A 13,860-nucleotide genomic window follows, 5' to 3' on the forward strand; every position below is an offset into this window, starting at 1 on the left:
GCGCCGCGAAAGCGTTTGCCGATACAGCGGCACGCGGGCCAAAACGGGAGCACAATCGAGAGGTGGCCACGTGGTACGACGTCGCCCGCATCGTTCGTGAGTTGGCACTCACCTCCGAGCCGTCACTGCATGACTGGCGAGTCGGCAAGAAGTTGCTGGCCTGGGAGCGGCCGCTGCGCCCGTCGGAGCGCGAGGCACTGGCCCGCGACGGCTCGGAACCGCCCGGCGGCGACATCCTTGGCGTGCGGGTGTCCGACGAGGGGGTCAAGTTCGGGTTGATCACCGACGAGCCGGACGTCTACTTCACCACCCCCCATTTCGACGGCTACCCCGTCGTGCTGGTCCGGCTGGCCGGGATCTCGGTGCGCGACCTCGAGGAGCTGATCACCGAGGCGTGGCTGACGCAGGCCCCGAGGAAGTTGGTCCAGGAATTCCTTGCCGAGTCCGGCTGAGCGGGCTCATTTCCGACGCAGCTCGATCACACGTTGCAGGTCATCCACGCAGGCGGCGACGGCGCCGGCCAGCAGTACCCCGGCCCGGTCGTGCGCGGCGGCCTGCAGCGTCGACGCGTCGCGGCACGCCGCCGCCGTGTATGCCGCGGCCCCGGCCGGGTCCGGGTCGGCGAGGGCCGTCGCCGCCGCGAGCTGGTCCAGGATGGCGGGCACGGGCGCGCGGAGCGGTTGGCAGCCGCCGTCGGCGGCGGGGACGACGGCGCGGGCCAACTGCAGCACGGAACCGGCCAGCTGGGCCACGTGTAGCGCCTGCCGGTCGGCGGCGGCGACCGCGGCGCGCGCCCCCCAGCGCCGCGGCGCGACGCGCACGACTTGGCGGGCGGTGGCGCGGGCCTCGATCAGCTCGCCCAGTTGCCGGTGCACGCGGTCGGCCATCGACAGCGGCCAGTCGTGCGCGGGCACTCGGCGCCCGGCGGCGACGTCCGCGGTGCGGGTCAGGACACCGTGCAGGGCGTCCAGCACGCCCATCCGCGCGCTGCGCAGCACCTGCAGCGGGTCGGCCGGGAAGAGCACGATCGCGAATACGATCGCCACGCCGCCGCCGACCAGGGCGTCGTTGATGCGTTCCCACCCGACGCCGCTGCGGAAGAGCGCCAGCACCAGGATCGCCGAGACGACGGTCTGGTTGGCGAACATCATCCCCTGGCCGATGAGGCCGTGGCCGACGAACACCGCTGCGCACAGCGCGATCAGCGCGGCGACGCCGATGGACACGGCCCCGGGCCCGAGCACGCCCTGGACCAGGGTGCCCATCCCGATGCCCAGGGTCACACCGATCATCATCTGGATGGCGCGCTGGGCCCGTAACACGTTGCTGATCGACAGCGACACCGCGGCGGCGATCGGCGCGAAGAACGGCTGGGGATGCTCGAGCACGTCGCGCGCGAGATACCAGGACAGGCCCGACGCGACCGAGGTCTGGACGAGGGTGAACCACACGGCGCGGAGCCGGTTGATGCCCGCCCGCGCCGCGTTCACGAAAGTCAGGCCGGCTGCAACTCGAACAACGGAATGACCCGGCTGGTCTTCGACTGGTATTCGGCGAAGCCGGGCGCGGCGGCGGTGACCTTCTCGAACAGCGCGTCGCGCTCGTCGGAGGGCAGCTCACGCGCCGTGACGGGGAACTGCTCGGTGCCGATCTCGACCCGGGCCCGCGGATTGGCCCGCAGGTTGTGCACCCACGCCGGGCTGACGGGCGAGCCCGCAAACGAGCCGATGATGATGAGCTTGCCGTCGATGCGGAAGTAGGCCAGCGGAGAGACTCGGGGTTGTCCGGACTTGGCGCCGGTCGTATGCAGCAGCAGCAGGTCGGCGTTGGCGAACTGGCCGCCCACCTTGCCGCCGTTGGTACGGAACTCGTCGATGATGCTCTTGTTGAACGCGTTGATCGTGTCGGTGTCGGGCATTTGCGTCATGCCCGGTCAACTTCCTTGGGCTTGGCGTCTATTCCGGATTCCTTGCGCTGCTGGGCGGTGATGGGCGCGGGCGCCTCGGTGAGCGGGTCGACGCCCCCGCCGGTCTTCGGGAACGCGATCACCTCGCGGATCGAGTCCACCCGGGACAGCAGCGCGTTGATCCGGTCCCAGCCGAAGGCGATTCCGCCGTGCGGCGGCGCACCAAAGGTGAACGCCTCCAACAGGAATCCGAACTTCTCCTCGGCCTCGGCGCGGTCCAGGCCCATCACGGCGAACACCCGCTCCTGGATGTCGCGGCGGTGGATACGGATCGAGCCGCCCCCGATCTCGTTGCCGTTGCAGACGATGTCGTAGGCGTCGGCCAGCACACCGCCGGGATCGGTGTCGATGACGTCCTCGAACTCCGGCTTGGGCGACGTGAACGCGTGGTGGACGGCGGTCCAGGCCCCCGAGCCGACGGCCACGTCACCGGCGGCGGTCGCCTCGTCGGCGGGCTCGAACAGCGGCGGGTCCACCACCCAGACGAACGCCCACGCGTCCGGGTCGATCAGACCCAGCCGGTCCGCGATCTCGCCGCGGGCCGCGCCCAGCAGCGCCCGCGAGGGCTTCGCCGGGCCGGCTGAGAAGAAGACGCAGTCCCCCGGCTTGGCGCCCACGTGCGCGGCCAGCCCGTCGCGTTCGGCGTCGGTCAGGTTCTTGGCCACCGGGCCGCCCAGCGTGCCGTCCTCGGCGACCAGCACGTAGGCCAGCCCCTTGTGCCCGCGCTGCTTGGCCCACTCCTGCCACCCGTCCAGCGTGCGCCGCGGCTGCGACGCCCCGCCGGGCATCACCACCGCGCCCACGTAGGGCGCCTGGAAGACGCGAAAGGTGGTGTCCTTGAAGAACTCTGTGCATTCGACGAGCTCCAGCCCGAACCGCATGTCCGGCTTGTCCGAGCCGAACCGGCGCATCGCGTCGGCATAGCTGATCCGCGGGATGGGCGTCGGGATCTGGTAGCCGATCAGCGCCCACAGCGCGGTCAGGATCTCCTCGGAGATCGCGATGATGTCCTCGGCGTCGACGAAGCTCATCTCCATGTCGAGCTGGGTGAACTCGGGCTGACGGTCGGCGCGGAAGTCCTCGTCGCGGTAGCAGCGGGCGATCTGGTAGTACCGCTCCATCCCGGCCACCATCAACAGCTGCTTGAACAGCTGCGGGCTCTGCGGCAGGGCGTAGAACGAGCCCGGGTGCAGCCGTGAGGGCACCAGGAAGTCGCGCGCCCCCTCGGGGGTGGAGCGGGTGATCGTCGGGGTCTCGATCTCGACGAAGTCGTGTCGCGCCAGCACCGAGCGGGCGGCGGCATTGACCTTGGAACGCAACCGGATCGCCGCGGCCGGGCCATCGCGGCGCAGGTCGAGGTAGCGGTACTTCAGCCGCAACTCCTCGCCGGCGGGCTCGTCGAGCTGGAACGGCAGCGGCGCGCTCTCCCCGAGGACGGTCAGCGACGCGGCGTTGACCTCGATGTCGCCGGTGGCGATCTCGGGGTTGGCGTTGCCCTCCGGGCGGATCTCGACCACACCGGTGACCGCGACGCAGAACTCGGCGCGCAACCGGTGCGCCTGGGCCAGCGCCTGTCCTTCCTGCAAGGCGTTGCGGAACACCACCTGCGCGATGCCCGAGGCGTCGCGCAGGTCGATGAAGATGACGCCGCCGTGGTCGCGGCGGCGAGCCACCCAGCCCGTTAACGTGACCTGCTGCCCGGCGTCGCTGCTTCTGAGCGAACCGGCGGCGTGGCTGCGCAGCACAAACACTCCCTTTCCCGCGGTTGGAACGAGTGCCCAGTCTAGAGGCAGGTAATTTCGGTCCTATCGTCACCAACATCGCACTCGTCGGTCCGGGCGCCGTCGGCACGACGGTCGCCGCGCTGCTGCACAAGGCCGGGCATCCGGTGCTGGTGTGCGGTCACACGCCGCGGGACCGTATCGAATTGCGGCCCGACGGCGCGGATCCGATCGTGGTGCCCGCCCCGGTGCACACCGATCCCCGCGAGGTGAACGGCCCCGTCGACGTGGTGGTGCTGGCGGTCAAGGCCACCCAGAACGACGCCGCGGCCAAATGGCTGGCCCGCCTCTGCGACGCGCACACGATCGTCGCCGTGCTGCAGAACGGCGTCGAGCAGGTCGAGCAGGTGCGGCCGCACTGCCCGTCGTCGCCCGTGGTCCCGGGCATCGTCTGGTACTCCGCGGAAACCCAGCCCGGGGGCTGGGTCCGGCTGCGCACCGAGCCCGCGCTGGTGCTGCCCAGCGGGCCGTCGGCGGAGGCGCTCGCCGAGCTGCTGCGTGGAGCGGGATGCCGGGTGGACTGCGACCCCGACTTCATCACCGCGGCCTGGCGCAAGCTGCTGACCAATGCGCTGGCCGGGTTCATGGCGCTGGCCGGACGGCGATCCGGGATGTTCCGCCGCGACGACGTCACCGCGCTGTCGCGCCGCTACGTCGCCGAGTGCCTGGCGGTGGCGCGGGCCGAGGGCGCCCGGCTGCCCGACGGCATCGTCGACGAGTTGGCGGACATGTTCCGCCGGACGCCCGAGGACATGGGGACGTCGATCCTGGCCGACCGGGAGAACGGCCGCCGGATGGAATGGGACATCCGCAACGGCGTGATCATCCGCAAGGCCCGCGCTCATCACCTGGCGACGCCGATCAGCGACGTCGTGGTGCCGTTACTGGCCGCGGCCAGCGACGGGCCAGGATAGATTCGAGCCATGTTCCCCTGCGACCACGTCGACCTGAGCTTCATCGACAGCGCGCCCTTCGTGTTCCGCAACAGCGTCGACCTGGCCATCACGCCCGAGCAGCTGTTCGAGGTGCTCGCCGACGCCGAGTCGTGGCCGCGCTGGGCCAGCGTGATCACCAACGTGACCTGGACCAGCCCCGAGCCGCGCGGTGTGGGCACCACCCGAGTCGTCGAGATGCGCGGCGGCATGGTCGGCAACGAGGAATTTCTGGCGTGGGAGCCGTTCAGCCACATGGCTTTTCGGTTCAACGAATGCTCCACGCAGGCCGTCGCGGCGTTCGCCGAAGACTACCGGGTCGAGGTCATCCCGGGGGGTTGCCGGCTGACGTGGACGATGGCGCAGAAGCCCGCGGGCCCGGCCCGGCTGGCGATGTACCTGGTGGGGCCGCTGCTGAACCTGGGCCTGCGCCGATTCCTGCGCAACCTGCGCAGCTACACCGATGCCCGCTACTCCGCGACCCAGCAACACTAGGAGCCTGCCATGACCTTCAACGAGGGTATGCAGATCGACACCAGCACCGCGTCGTCGTCGGGGGGCGGCATGGGCATGGCGCTCGGCGGTGGGGGCCTGGGTCTGCTCATCCTCATCGGCGCGCTGTTGTTGGGCGTCGATCCGGGCCGCGTGCTGAACCAGCAGGGAAACACCAGCGGCTACTCGGCGCCCGGGTTCGACCTGAGCCAGTGCAAGACCGGCGCCGACGCCAACAAGTACGTGCAGTGCCGCGTGGTCGCCACCGGCAACTCCGTGGACGCGGTCTGGCACCAGCTGATGCCGCGGTACACCCGCCCGCACGTGCGGCTGTTCACCGGATCGGCCGACACCGGCTGTGGACCCGCCACCACCGCGGTGGGGCCGTTCTACTGCCCGGTGGACCAGACCGCGTACTTCGACACCGACTTCTTCCAGGAGCTGGTCGACAAATTCGGTTCCAGCGGAGGGCCGTTCGCCCAGGAGTACGTGGTCGCCCACGAATACGGCCACCACGTGCAGCAGCTGCTGGGCGTCCTGGGCCGCTCCCAGCAGGGGGCCAAGGGCGCCGGCGGCAACGGCGTGCGCACGGAGTTGCAGGCGGACTGCTACGCGGGCATCTGGGCGCACTACGCATCGACGGTCAAGCAGGAGAGCACCGGCGTGCCCTACCTGCAGCCGCTGAGCGACCAGGACATCGCCGACGCCCTGTCGGCCGCGGCGTCGGTGGGCGATGACCGGATCCAGAAGGAAGCGACCGGGCGGGTCAATCCCGAGTCGTGGACGCACGGCTCGTCGGAGCAGCGGCAGCACTGGTTCACCGTCGGCTACCAGACCGGCGACCCGAAGCAGTGCGACACCTTCGACGCGCCCAGCCTCGGCTAGTTGTACTGGCGGCGGCCCGTCCCCCGCAAGCGGGAGGTGCCCCCATCACCCGGCTCCGCCGCGCTCGCGACCGCCGCTAACCTGATGGCGGCGGCCCGCTTCACCCGGCTCCGCCGCGCTCGCGACCGCCGCTAACCTGCCAGGAGTTTCTTCAGCTCGGCGCGGCCCTCTTCGTCGAGCGGCAGCAGCGGGGCGCGCGGGTCCCCGACCGGGAAGTCGAGCAGGTCCAGGCCGGCCTTCACGGTGGTGGCCAGTCCCCCGGCGACGATGAACTGCAGCAACGGCTTGAGGTCGTCGTAGAGGGTTTGAGCCTTGTCGAGGTCGCCGGCACGCACCGCCTCGTACAGGTCGATGCACGGCTGGGGACGCAAACATGGTGCGGCCGTGCACCATCCAGAAGCGCCGGCTTTGAGGGCGTCGAGCACCAGCGGGTTGCTGCCGTTGTAGAAGGGCAGCCTGCCGCCCGACAGCTCGGTGATGCGCTGCATCCGGGTCAGATCACCGGTGGATTCCTTCACCATGGTGACGTTGTCGATGGTCTCGAACATGCGGACCAGCAGCTCAGGGGGCATGTCGACGCCGCTGGTGGCCGGGTTGTTGTAGGCCATGATGGGAATCGAGATCGCGTCGCTGACGCTTTGGTAGTGCGTGACGATCTCCCGCTCGCGCAGCTTCCAATACGACACCGGCAGGATCATCACCGCGTCGGCACCGGCCCGCTGCGCGTACCGCGCGCGGCGAATGGTCTTGGCGGTGGTCACATCCGACACCCCGACGATCACCGGCACCCGGCCCGCGACCGTGGCGATCGTGGTGTCCACGACGGCGTCGAATTCGGGTTCGTCCAGGTAGGCCAGCTCGCCGGTGCTGCCCAGCGGGGCGATCGCGTGGACGCCGGAGGAAACGAGCCTCTCGACCAGCGCAGCCAGCCGTTCGGTGTTGATGCCTTCGTCGGCGAACGGAGTCACCGGGTAGGCGACGATGCCGTGGATGTCGGGCACGGGCGGACTCCTCGAATGTCGTTGAGCGTGGCGTCAATCGGTCAGCGCGTCGGGATGGCGGGCCAGGGCGCGGCGGGCGGAGTAGGCGAAGTTGGCGCGGCTGCGCTGCGGCGACAGCGTCCAGTCGTGGGCCTCGCGGGCCAGCTTCTCGGGCAGCTCCTGGACGGGGCCGGCGGCCATGGCGGCCAGCTGCAGCCGGGCGGCGCGCTCGATCAGGACCGCCAGCGAGCACGCCTCCTCGACGCTGGCGCCGGCGACCACCTGGCCGTGATGCGCCAACAGCACCGCCTTCTTGTCGCCCAGGGCGGCGGTGATGATCTCCCCCTCCTCGTTGCCGACCGGCACACCGGGCCATTCGGCGAGGAAGGCGCAGTCGTCGTAGAGCGGCGTGGTGTCCATGTGGGACACGATCAGCGGCACCTCCAGCATCGACAGCGCCGCCACGTGGAACGGGTGGGTGTGCACGATGCACTGCACGTCGGGGCGGGCGCGATAGATCCAGCTGTGAAAACGGTTGGCGGGGTTGGGGATTCCGTCACCGTCGAGCACGTTGAGGTCCTCGTCCACCACCAGCAGGTTGGCGTCGGTGATCTCGTCGAACCCGAGGCCCAGGCGCTGGGTGTAGTAGGTGCCGGCGGCCTCGGCCCGCGCGGTGATCTGTCCGGCCAGCCCCGAGTCGTGACCGGCATCGAACAGCGCGCGACAGGTCAGCGCGAGCTTCTGCCGGGTGGTCAGCTGCGAATCGGCGAGGTTGGCCGTCAACTGCTCGGCGGCGCGACGCATCAATGCGGACTTGGAGTCGGTGAACGTGCCAGCCATATGACACAATGTAACACGATAGGACACCTTGTGTCATCGCCGGCTCATTGGAACGTTCATCGGAGGCATCGCCAGTGACAGCACTACTGCGCGCGGTCCGCACCCAGCGCGGCCTGACCCTCGAGGCGCTGGCCGAACGGACGGGACTGACCAAGAGCTACCTGTCCAAGATCGAACGGCGGCAGAGCACCCCCTCGATCGCGGTGGCCCTCAAGGTGGCCAAGGCTCTCGACGTCGACGTCGGGCGGTTGTTCTCCGACGAGGAGGCGCAGGAGAAGATCGCCATCGACCGGCCGTCCGCCGCGGCCGAAAGCCAGCGCTATCGGGTGCTCGCGTCGTCGCTGCTGGGAAAGTCCATGTCGCCGTTCGTGGTTCGCCCGGCCGCGGGCCCGGCCGACGACCCGCACCCCGAGCACGGGGGCCAGGAATTCATGTTCGTGCACGCCGGCAGCGTCGAACTCGACTACGGCGACCGGACGATCAGGCTCGACACCGGCGACAGCGCCTATTTCGACGCGGCGGTCAGCCACACCATCCGGGCCGTCGGCGCCGATCCGGCCGAGGTCGTCGTCGTCGCCCACGAGCCGGGGATCCGGAACCTTCGGTGACGCCGCTCGATCGAGACCCGGTGTTCGCGATCGGCGAACACCGGCGACCCGCTCACCAGGGCCGCGTCGAGCAGGTGACCCCGGTGGTGGCGCTCTGCGTCACCACGACCTGGCCGTCGACGGCGATCTGGCACTGGATCTGCGGCGTGTTCGACGAATCGCAGTCCGGCCAGTGGCACCCGCCGCTGGCGTTGACGAACGCCCACTGATTCGGGTCGTTCAACGTCGTGTTGTAGACCAGCGGCTGATTAGCGGTGAACGCCGTCTGCACGCTGTTCAGATACTGCGAGGAGTTGGCGTTGAACGCCGCCTGGCTGGGCGGATCGGTGTTCATGTAGCGGACGTTGCCGGTGAGGTTGCCGGTGGCGGTGATCGTGTAGGTCACCTGGTGGCCGGCCGGGTCCGCCGATGAGGTCGCGGGCGTGACGGCCACCGCTGCGGCGGCCGCAAACGTCGCCGCCGCCACCCCCGTGATCACTATTCGCACGTTCGTCATATCGAAAACGCTACCCAATTCGTTACGGCGCTACGCACGAATCAGGTTCCCGACCATGCGTCGGTGCCCACGGCAACCACCCCCGGCGGGCGCCGTTCCGCCGACGTTCACCGCCGTCGGGTATGAAGCAGGAGTGGTCGACGATCCCGCTATCCCCCGCAGCGACGATCCGGCCCCCGCCATCAGCCGCCGCAGGCTGTTGACGACCAGCGCGGTTTCGGCCGCCCTCGGCGCGGGCGTCGGGGGCGGGGCCGCGCTGGTGTGGTCCCACCCCAGCGCGCCCGCACTCTGGTATCAGCCCAGCCGCAACGGTGCGCCGCCGGTGACCGGGCTGCACCTGCAATTCGGCCGGCACGCCGGCACCGAGGCGGTGGTGTCCTGGCACACCGTCGACGCGGTCCGCAACCCGCGCGTCATGCTCGGCACGCCGACGGCGGGCCTGGGACGCGCCGTGGCGGCCGAAACCCGCACCTACCGCGACGCCAAGTCCAACACCGAGATCCGCGTGAACCACGCCCGCCTGACGAACCTGACCCCGGACACCGACTACGTCTACGCCGCCGTGCACGACGGCGCGGAGCCCGAGATGGGCACCCTGCGCACCGCGCCGTCGGGGCGTAAACCGTTCCGCTTCACCAGCTTCGGCGACCAGTCCACACCCACGCTGGAGAGGATGCCCGACGGCACGTACGGCACGGACAACATCGGGTCGCCCGCGTCCGCCGACACCACCCTCGCGATCGAACGCATGGCGCCCCTGTTCAACCTCGTCAACGGCGACCTGTGTTACGCCAACCTCGCGCGGGACCGGATCCGCACCTGGTCCGCCTGGTTCGAGAACAACACCCGATCGGCGCGCTACCGGCCGTGGATGCCCGCGGCGGGCAATCACGAGAACGAATTGGGCAACGGCCCAATCGGTTACGCCGCCTATCAGACGTATTTCGCGGTGCCCGACTCGGGATCGAGCCCCGAGACCCGCGGACTGTGGTATTCGTTCACCGCCGGATCGGTGCGGGTGATCAGCCTGAGCAACGACGACGTGGCGCTTCAGGACGGCGGCAATTTCTACGTGCACGGCTACTCGGGCGGGGAGCAAAAGCGTTGGCTGGCAGCCGAACTCGCCGCCGCCCGGCGCGACCCGGAGGTGGACTGGATCGTCGTGTGCATGCACCAGACGGCGATCTCCACCGCCGACGCGCCGGCCAACGGCGCCGACCTGGGAATCCGCGAGGAGTGGCTCCCGCTGTTCGACCAGTACCAGGTCGACCTCGTCTTATGCGGCCACGAACACCATTACGAGCGATCGCACCCGTTGCGCGGCACGCAGCAGACCGACACCCGAACGCCGATGCCGGTGGACACCGGCACCGACGTCATCGACCCCACCAAGGGGACGGTGCACGTCGTCATCGGCGGCGGCGGCACGTCCGCGCCCACCAACGGCCTCTTCTTCGCCGAGCCGCGGTGCCGCGTGTTGACCGGGGTGGGCGCGTTCGACCCCGGGCTCGGGCGCAAGGCACCGATCTACGTTCTCGAGGACGCACCGTGGTCCGCCTTCCGCGACCGCGACCATCCCTGGGGCTTCGCGGCGTTCGACGTCGACCCGGGCCAACCCGGCGGCGACACCTCGATCAGGGCCACCCATTACGCGCTCAACGGGCCGTTCGGCGAAGTGACCGCGGTGGACCGGTTCACGCTGACCAAGCCGCGCCGAGACAAGCCGGCCTGACTCAAAACAACGTCGCCTGCCCGCTTTCCGGCTCCGGCCGGGGCGCCGCGACGGGCCGGCGGAACGAGCGGTGTTCGCCGCCCAGCCGGTACCTCGCGACCAACGGCGCGGCCCGCGCCCGCAGCATCTCGCGGTAGCCGGGCGGCAGGTACGCCCCGCGCCGGTACAGCTCGCGGTAGCGGCCCACCAGCTCGGGGTGCGAGCGTCCCAGCCAGGACATGAACCAGGCCCGGGTCGAGCCGCGCAGGTGCAGGCCGAAGACCGTGACGCCCGTCGCGCCGGCCGCCGCGATCTGGCCGAGCAGGCCGTCGAGGTGCTCGACGGAGTCGGTCAGGTACGGCAGCACCGGCGCGACCATCACGTGCGGATCCAGGCCCGCCTCGCGGATCGCGGCGATCAGGCCCAGCCGCGCCTGCGGCGTGGGCGTGCCGGGCTCGACGTCCCGGTGCAGGTCCGCATCGCCGACGGCGAGTGACACCGCGACCGACAGCGGAACCCGTTGCGCCGCATCGGCGATCAAGGGCAGGTCGCGCCGCAGCAGCGTGCCCTTGGTCAATATCGACAGCGGCGTGCCGGATTCGGCCAGGGCGCCGATGATGCCCGGCATCAGCGCGTAGCGCCCCTCGGCCCGCTGGTACGGGTCGGTGTTGGTGCCCAGCGCGACGGTCTCCCGCCGCCACGACGGCCGGCGCAGCTCGCGGCGCAGCACCTCGACGACATTGGTCTTGACGACGACCTGGCTGTCGAAGTCGTTGCCGCAGTTGAAGTCCAGGTATTCGTGGGTGGGCCGGGCAAAGCAGTAGCGGCACGCGTGCGAGCAGCCGCGGTAGCCGTTGACGGTGTACCGGAAAGGCAGGGCGGATGCGGCGGGCACCTTGTTGAGCGCGGACTTGCACAGCACCTCGTGGAAGGTGATCCCCTCGAACTGCGGCGCGCGCACGCTGCGAACCAGGCCGATCCGCTGCAGCCCCGGCAGCGCCCCGTCCTCGACCGGCTCCCCGTTGACCGCGACGGCCTGATCCGCCCAGCGCATGCCCTATTCGAACACTAGTTCGACGCGAGGTCAAGCGCCCTGGCCGGCGCAGTCAGAGCACCGCGTCGGCCAGGCGATCCACCTGGTCGAGCGCGGCGACGCAGGGATGAAAGACGAGCCCGTCGAAGCCGAGGTCTCGGTAGGCGCGAACGGTGGCCGCCGCGTCCTGCCGCGTGGTCAGCATGTCGGCGACATTGAGCGCCGCATACTCCGGGCTGAATCCGTAGTAGTCCTGCAGGTGCGCGCGGCCGAGGCGAACGGTCTCCTCATCCCCGAAGGCGAAGTTCACGCTGGCGTGTAGCCGCGGCCGCCCCGACCGGTCCGCCGTCCGCCACGCGTCACGTATCCGCTCGGCATACGCCGACTGGTTGGCGTAATCGCGCAGGGCGCCGGCCGACCAGCCGTCACCGACGGTCGCGACGCGGCGCACGGTCGCCTCCGACCTCCCGCCGAACAGGACGGGGATCCGCAGCGGCCGTGGACACAGCGGGCGGTCACCGATACCCGGCGCGGCGCGCCAGGTGTCGCGCAGCAACCCCACCGTGCGATCCAACACTCGTCCCCGTCGGCCGAAGTCCACGCCGGCCGCCGAGTAGTCGTCGGTCCGGTTGCCCACGCCCAAGCCCACGGTCAGCCGGTCACCGGTGGTGTCCGCGACGGTGGCGAGTTGCTTGGCGAGCACGGCTGCCGGATAGAGGGGCGCCAGCAGAACGTTGGTGACCAGGGCGATTTCAGCGGTCGCACCGGCAGCGACGGACAGCGCAACGATCGAATCGAGGCTCTCGTAGACGAGCCGGTCGATCGTGGCCAGGCTGGCGAATCCACGGTGTTCCGCCCGGCGGGCCCAAGGGACAGTCAACGGCCCGGGCACATGGGCGATGTGGGTCGGCAATCCGATTCCGAGTTGCATGGCGTCCTCGGCTATTTCGTTCTCGGGATGGTCGGGCAGTACGTCAGCGTCATGGTGCAAGGCTCGCAGTGCCGATTACGAAATACCCAACGCTGCGGTCCAAATGTGGAGAAATACTCACCGACCCCCGTTGAATGCTTATCATTGTTCATGATCGACCCGCTGGACGGACAGATTTTGCATGCCTTGCAGATCTCGCCCAGGGCATCGTTTCGGCGCATCGCGGACGTTGTCGGAGCGACCGAACAAACGGTTGCCCGCCGCTATCACCGACTCCGCCGGAACGGGGTCGTGCGTGTCATGGGGCTACAGAACCCCGGGGCCGACGGCAATGGCGATTGGGCGCATTGGGTCTGCCGGATACACGCCAAGCCCGACCGCATACCGCAACTGGCCGACGCACTGGTCCGGAACCCGGACGTGTCCCACGCGAACGTCCTCTCGGGCTGGACCGACCTGGTCTGCACCATCCGGGCACCGCTCGGCGAGAGTCGCGAAGACGTGCTGCTGCAGCGGCTTCCGCGCACGGGCTCGGTCATGGACATCGACATCGAGCTGGTGCTGCACACGTTCGGGCGACCCCCGACCGCGCCGTGGACGGGCTACGGCCACAAGCTCAGCGCCGAACAGGCCGAACGAATCCTCGACGGTGCCGAGGCGGTGACAACCGGCCGGCCGCCGCCGCCGGCTCTCGAGGACAGCCCCATGCTCAACGCGCTGGCCGACGACGGCCGCGCGCCCCTTTCGCGACTGGCTGCATGCACGGGGTGGTCGGTGGCGCGAGTGCGCAGGCGCCTGGCGGCACTCGAAGCGGCCGGGTCGTTGGTCTACGACGTGGACGTGCTTCCCGAGCGACTCGGATACCGCCTCAGCGCCATGCTGTGGCTGACGGTCGCGCCCCGGCACATTCAGCGCGTCGGAGAACAGATCGCGGCGCACGACCACGTCGCCTTCGCAGCGGCCGTCAGCGGCAGGACAAACGTGATGGCCGTGGTGATCTGCCGTGACGCCCGCGACCTCTACGCGTATCTCACCGACGGCCTCGGGGCCATCGAGGAAGTCCTCACCTACGAGGTCAGCACCCGCATCCAGCGTCTGAAGCAACACGGATCCGTGATCGCGCACGGACGACTGATGAACCCGAATCCCAGGACGCCGCGGCGGTCGTAGAGTGAGCCACGACCCAGTCGTACTACACCGGCGGC

General features: G+C 69.9%; 15 protein-coding genes. 7 read left to right on the forward strand and 8 right to left on the reverse strand.

From position 1 onward, the window contains the following. Nucleotides 1-62 precede the first annotated feature (62 nt). Nucleotides 63-452: an MmcQ/YjbR family DNA-binding protein gene (locus tag U8D42_RS12085; protein ID WP_085241511.1), complete on the forward strand. Its 390-nt coding sequence runs from the start codon at nt 63-65 to the stop codon at nt 450-452. A 6-nt stretch (nt 453-458) separates the two neighbouring features. Here the strand turns inward: U8D42_RS12085 and U8D42_RS12090 are convergent, their stop codons facing one another. From U8D42_RS12090 to aspS, 3 genes are read right to left on the reverse strand one after another with little or no spacing between them, the layout of a single operon-like run. After that, entirely contained in the window at nt 459-1,490 is a 1,032-nt protein-coding gene (locus U8D42_RS12090; protein WP_322861498.1) for an FUSC family protein, read from the reverse strand. Nucleotides 1,491-1,495: 5 nt separating this feature from the next. Then, nucleotides 1,496-1,927, reverse strand: a complete 432-nt coding sequence (locus tag U8D42_RS12095; protein WP_322861499.1) for a nitroreductase family deazaflavin-dependent oxidoreductase — start codon at nt 1,925-1,927, stop codon at nt 1,496-1,498. Then, nucleotides 1,924-3,717 (reverse strand): aspartate--tRNA ligase, encoded by a 1,794-nt coding sequence (gene aspS, locus U8D42_RS12100; protein WP_142278399.1) that lies wholly within the window; start codon nt 3,715-3,717, stop codon nt 1,924-1,926. Before aspS ends, U8D42_RS12095 begins: the two co-directional genes overlap by 4 nt. A 56-nt stretch (nt 3,718-3,773) precedes the next feature. Here aspS and U8D42_RS12105 point away from each other — a divergent pair, with 56 nt between their 5' ends. Genes U8D42_RS12105 through ypfJ form a run of 3 tightly spaced genes read left to right on the forward strand, consistent with a single transcriptional unit; the run spans nt 3,774 to nt 6,056 of the window. After that, nucleotides 3,774-4,661 (forward strand): oxidoreductase, encoded by an 888-nt coding sequence (locus U8D42_RS12105; protein WP_322861537.1) that lies wholly within the window; start codon nt 3,774-3,776, stop codon nt 4,659-4,661. A gap of 9 nt (nt 4,662-4,670) precedes the next feature. Continuing rightward, the gene (locus tag U8D42_RS12110) at nt 4,671-5,174 is read left to right on the forward strand and encodes an SRPBCC family protein (protein ID WP_322861500.1); all 504 of its coding nucleotides are present in this window, start codon (nt 4,671-4,673) and stop codon (nt 5,172-5,174) included. A 9-nt stretch (nt 5,175-5,183) separates the two neighbouring features. Further along, entirely contained in the window at nt 5,184-6,056 is an 873-nt protein-coding gene (gene ypfJ, locus U8D42_RS12115; RefSeq protein ID WP_322861501.1) for a KPN_02809 family neutral zinc metallopeptidase, read from the forward strand. 131 nt (nt 6,057-6,187) lie between these two features. On the opposite strand, the gene U8D42_RS12120 is transcribed toward ypfJ, so the two are convergent. Next, nucleotides 6,188-7,057 carry a dihydrodipicolinate synthase family protein gene (locus tag U8D42_RS12120; protein ID WP_322861502.1) on the reverse strand — a complete coding sequence of 290 codons (870 nt, stop codon included), beginning with the start codon at nt 7,055-7,057 and terminating at the stop codon, nt 6,188-6,190. A 33-nt stretch (nt 7,058-7,090) separates the two neighbouring features. Further along, on the reverse strand, nt 7,091-7,876 hold the full coding sequence (locus U8D42_RS12125; protein WP_322861503.1) for an aldolase: 786 nt from the start codon (nt 7,874-7,876) through the stop codon (nt 7,091-7,093). A gap of 74 nt (nt 7,877-7,950) precedes the next feature. Between U8D42_RS12125 and U8D42_RS12130 the strand changes: the two genes are divergently transcribed. Then, on the forward strand, nt 7,951-8,484 hold the full coding sequence (locus tag U8D42_RS12130; protein ID WP_322861504.1) for a helix-turn-helix domain-containing protein: 534 nt from the start codon (nt 7,951-7,953) through the stop codon (nt 8,482-8,484). A 52-nt stretch (nt 8,485-8,536) separates the two neighbouring features. Here U8D42_RS12130 and U8D42_RS12135 read toward each other — a convergent pair whose 3' ends face one another. Beyond that, on the reverse strand, nt 8,537-8,980 hold the full coding sequence (locus tag U8D42_RS12135) for a hypothetical protein (protein WP_085241523.1): 444 nt from the start codon (nt 8,978-8,980) through the stop codon (nt 8,537-8,539). Between the two features lie 133 nt (nt 8,981-9,113). On the opposite strand from U8D42_RS12135, the gene U8D42_RS12140 reads away from it, so the two are divergent. Further along, nucleotides 9,114-10,712, forward strand: coding sequence for a purple acid phosphatase family protein (locus U8D42_RS12140; RefSeq protein WP_322861538.1), 1,599 nt, complete (start codon nt 9,114-9,116; stop codon nt 10,710-10,712). A gap of 1 nt (nt 10,713) precedes the next feature. On the opposite strand, the gene U8D42_RS12145 is transcribed toward U8D42_RS12140, so the two are convergent. Continuing rightward, nucleotides 10,714-11,745, reverse strand: coding sequence for an Rv2578c family radical SAM protein (locus U8D42_RS12145; RefSeq protein ID WP_322861505.1), 1,032 nt, complete (start codon nt 11,743-11,745; stop codon nt 10,714-10,716). Between the two features lie 52 nt (nt 11,746-11,797). Then, on the reverse strand, nt 11,798-12,655 hold the full coding sequence (locus U8D42_RS12150; protein WP_322861539.1) for an LLM class flavin-dependent oxidoreductase: 858 nt from the start codon (nt 12,653-12,655) through the stop codon (nt 11,798-11,800). A gap of 150 nt (nt 12,656-12,805) precedes the next feature. Here U8D42_RS12150 and U8D42_RS12155 point away from each other — a divergent pair, with 150 nt between their 5' ends. Continuing rightward, nucleotides 12,806-13,825: an Lrp/AsnC family transcriptional regulator gene (locus U8D42_RS12155; protein WP_322861506.1), complete on the forward strand. Its 1,020-nt coding sequence runs from the start codon at nt 12,806-12,808 to the stop codon at nt 13,823-13,825. Nucleotides 13,826-13,860 lie beyond the last annotated feature (35 nt).

The sequence above is a fragment of the Mycobacterium europaeum genome, from assembly GCF_034555895.2.
In the GTDB taxonomy this organism is placed as follows: Bacteria; Actinomycetota; Actinomycetes; order Mycobacteriales; family Mycobacteriaceae; genus Mycobacterium; species Mycobacterium europaeum.

Bases quoted from the DNA above. Each gene is read 5' to 3' on its own strand.
- U8D42_RS12145 (WP_322861505.1), bottom strand. From the start codon at position 11,745: ATGCGCTGGGCGGATCAGGCCGTCGCGGTCAACGGGGAGCCGGTCGAG.
- U8D42_RS12155 (WP_322861506.1), top strand. From the start codon at position 12,806: ATGATCGACCCGCTGGACGGACAGATTTTGCATGCCTTGCAGATCTCG.
- U8D42_RS12125 (WP_322861503.1), bottom strand. From the start codon at position 7,876: ATGGCTGGCACGTTCACCGACTCCAAGTCCGCATTGATGCGTCGCGCC.
- U8D42_RS12110 (WP_322861500.1), top strand. From the start codon at position 4,671: ATGTTCCCCTGCGACCACGTCGACCTGAGCTTCATCGACAGCGCGCCC.
- U8D42_RS12095 (WP_322861499.1), bottom strand. From the start codon at position 1,927: ATGACGCAAATGCCCGACACCGACACGATCAACGCGTTCAACAAGAGC.
- U8D42_RS12135 (WP_085241523.1), bottom strand. From the start codon at position 8,980: ATGACGAACGTGCGAATAGTGATCACGGGGGTGGCGGCGGCGACGTTT.
- ypfJ (WP_322861501.1), top strand. From the start codon at position 5,184: ATGACCTTCAACGAGGGTATGCAGATCGACACCAGCACCGCGTCGTCG.
- U8D42_RS12150 (WP_322861539.1), bottom strand. From the start codon at position 12,655: ATGCAACTCGGAATCGGATTGCCGACCCACATCGCCCATGTGCCCGGG.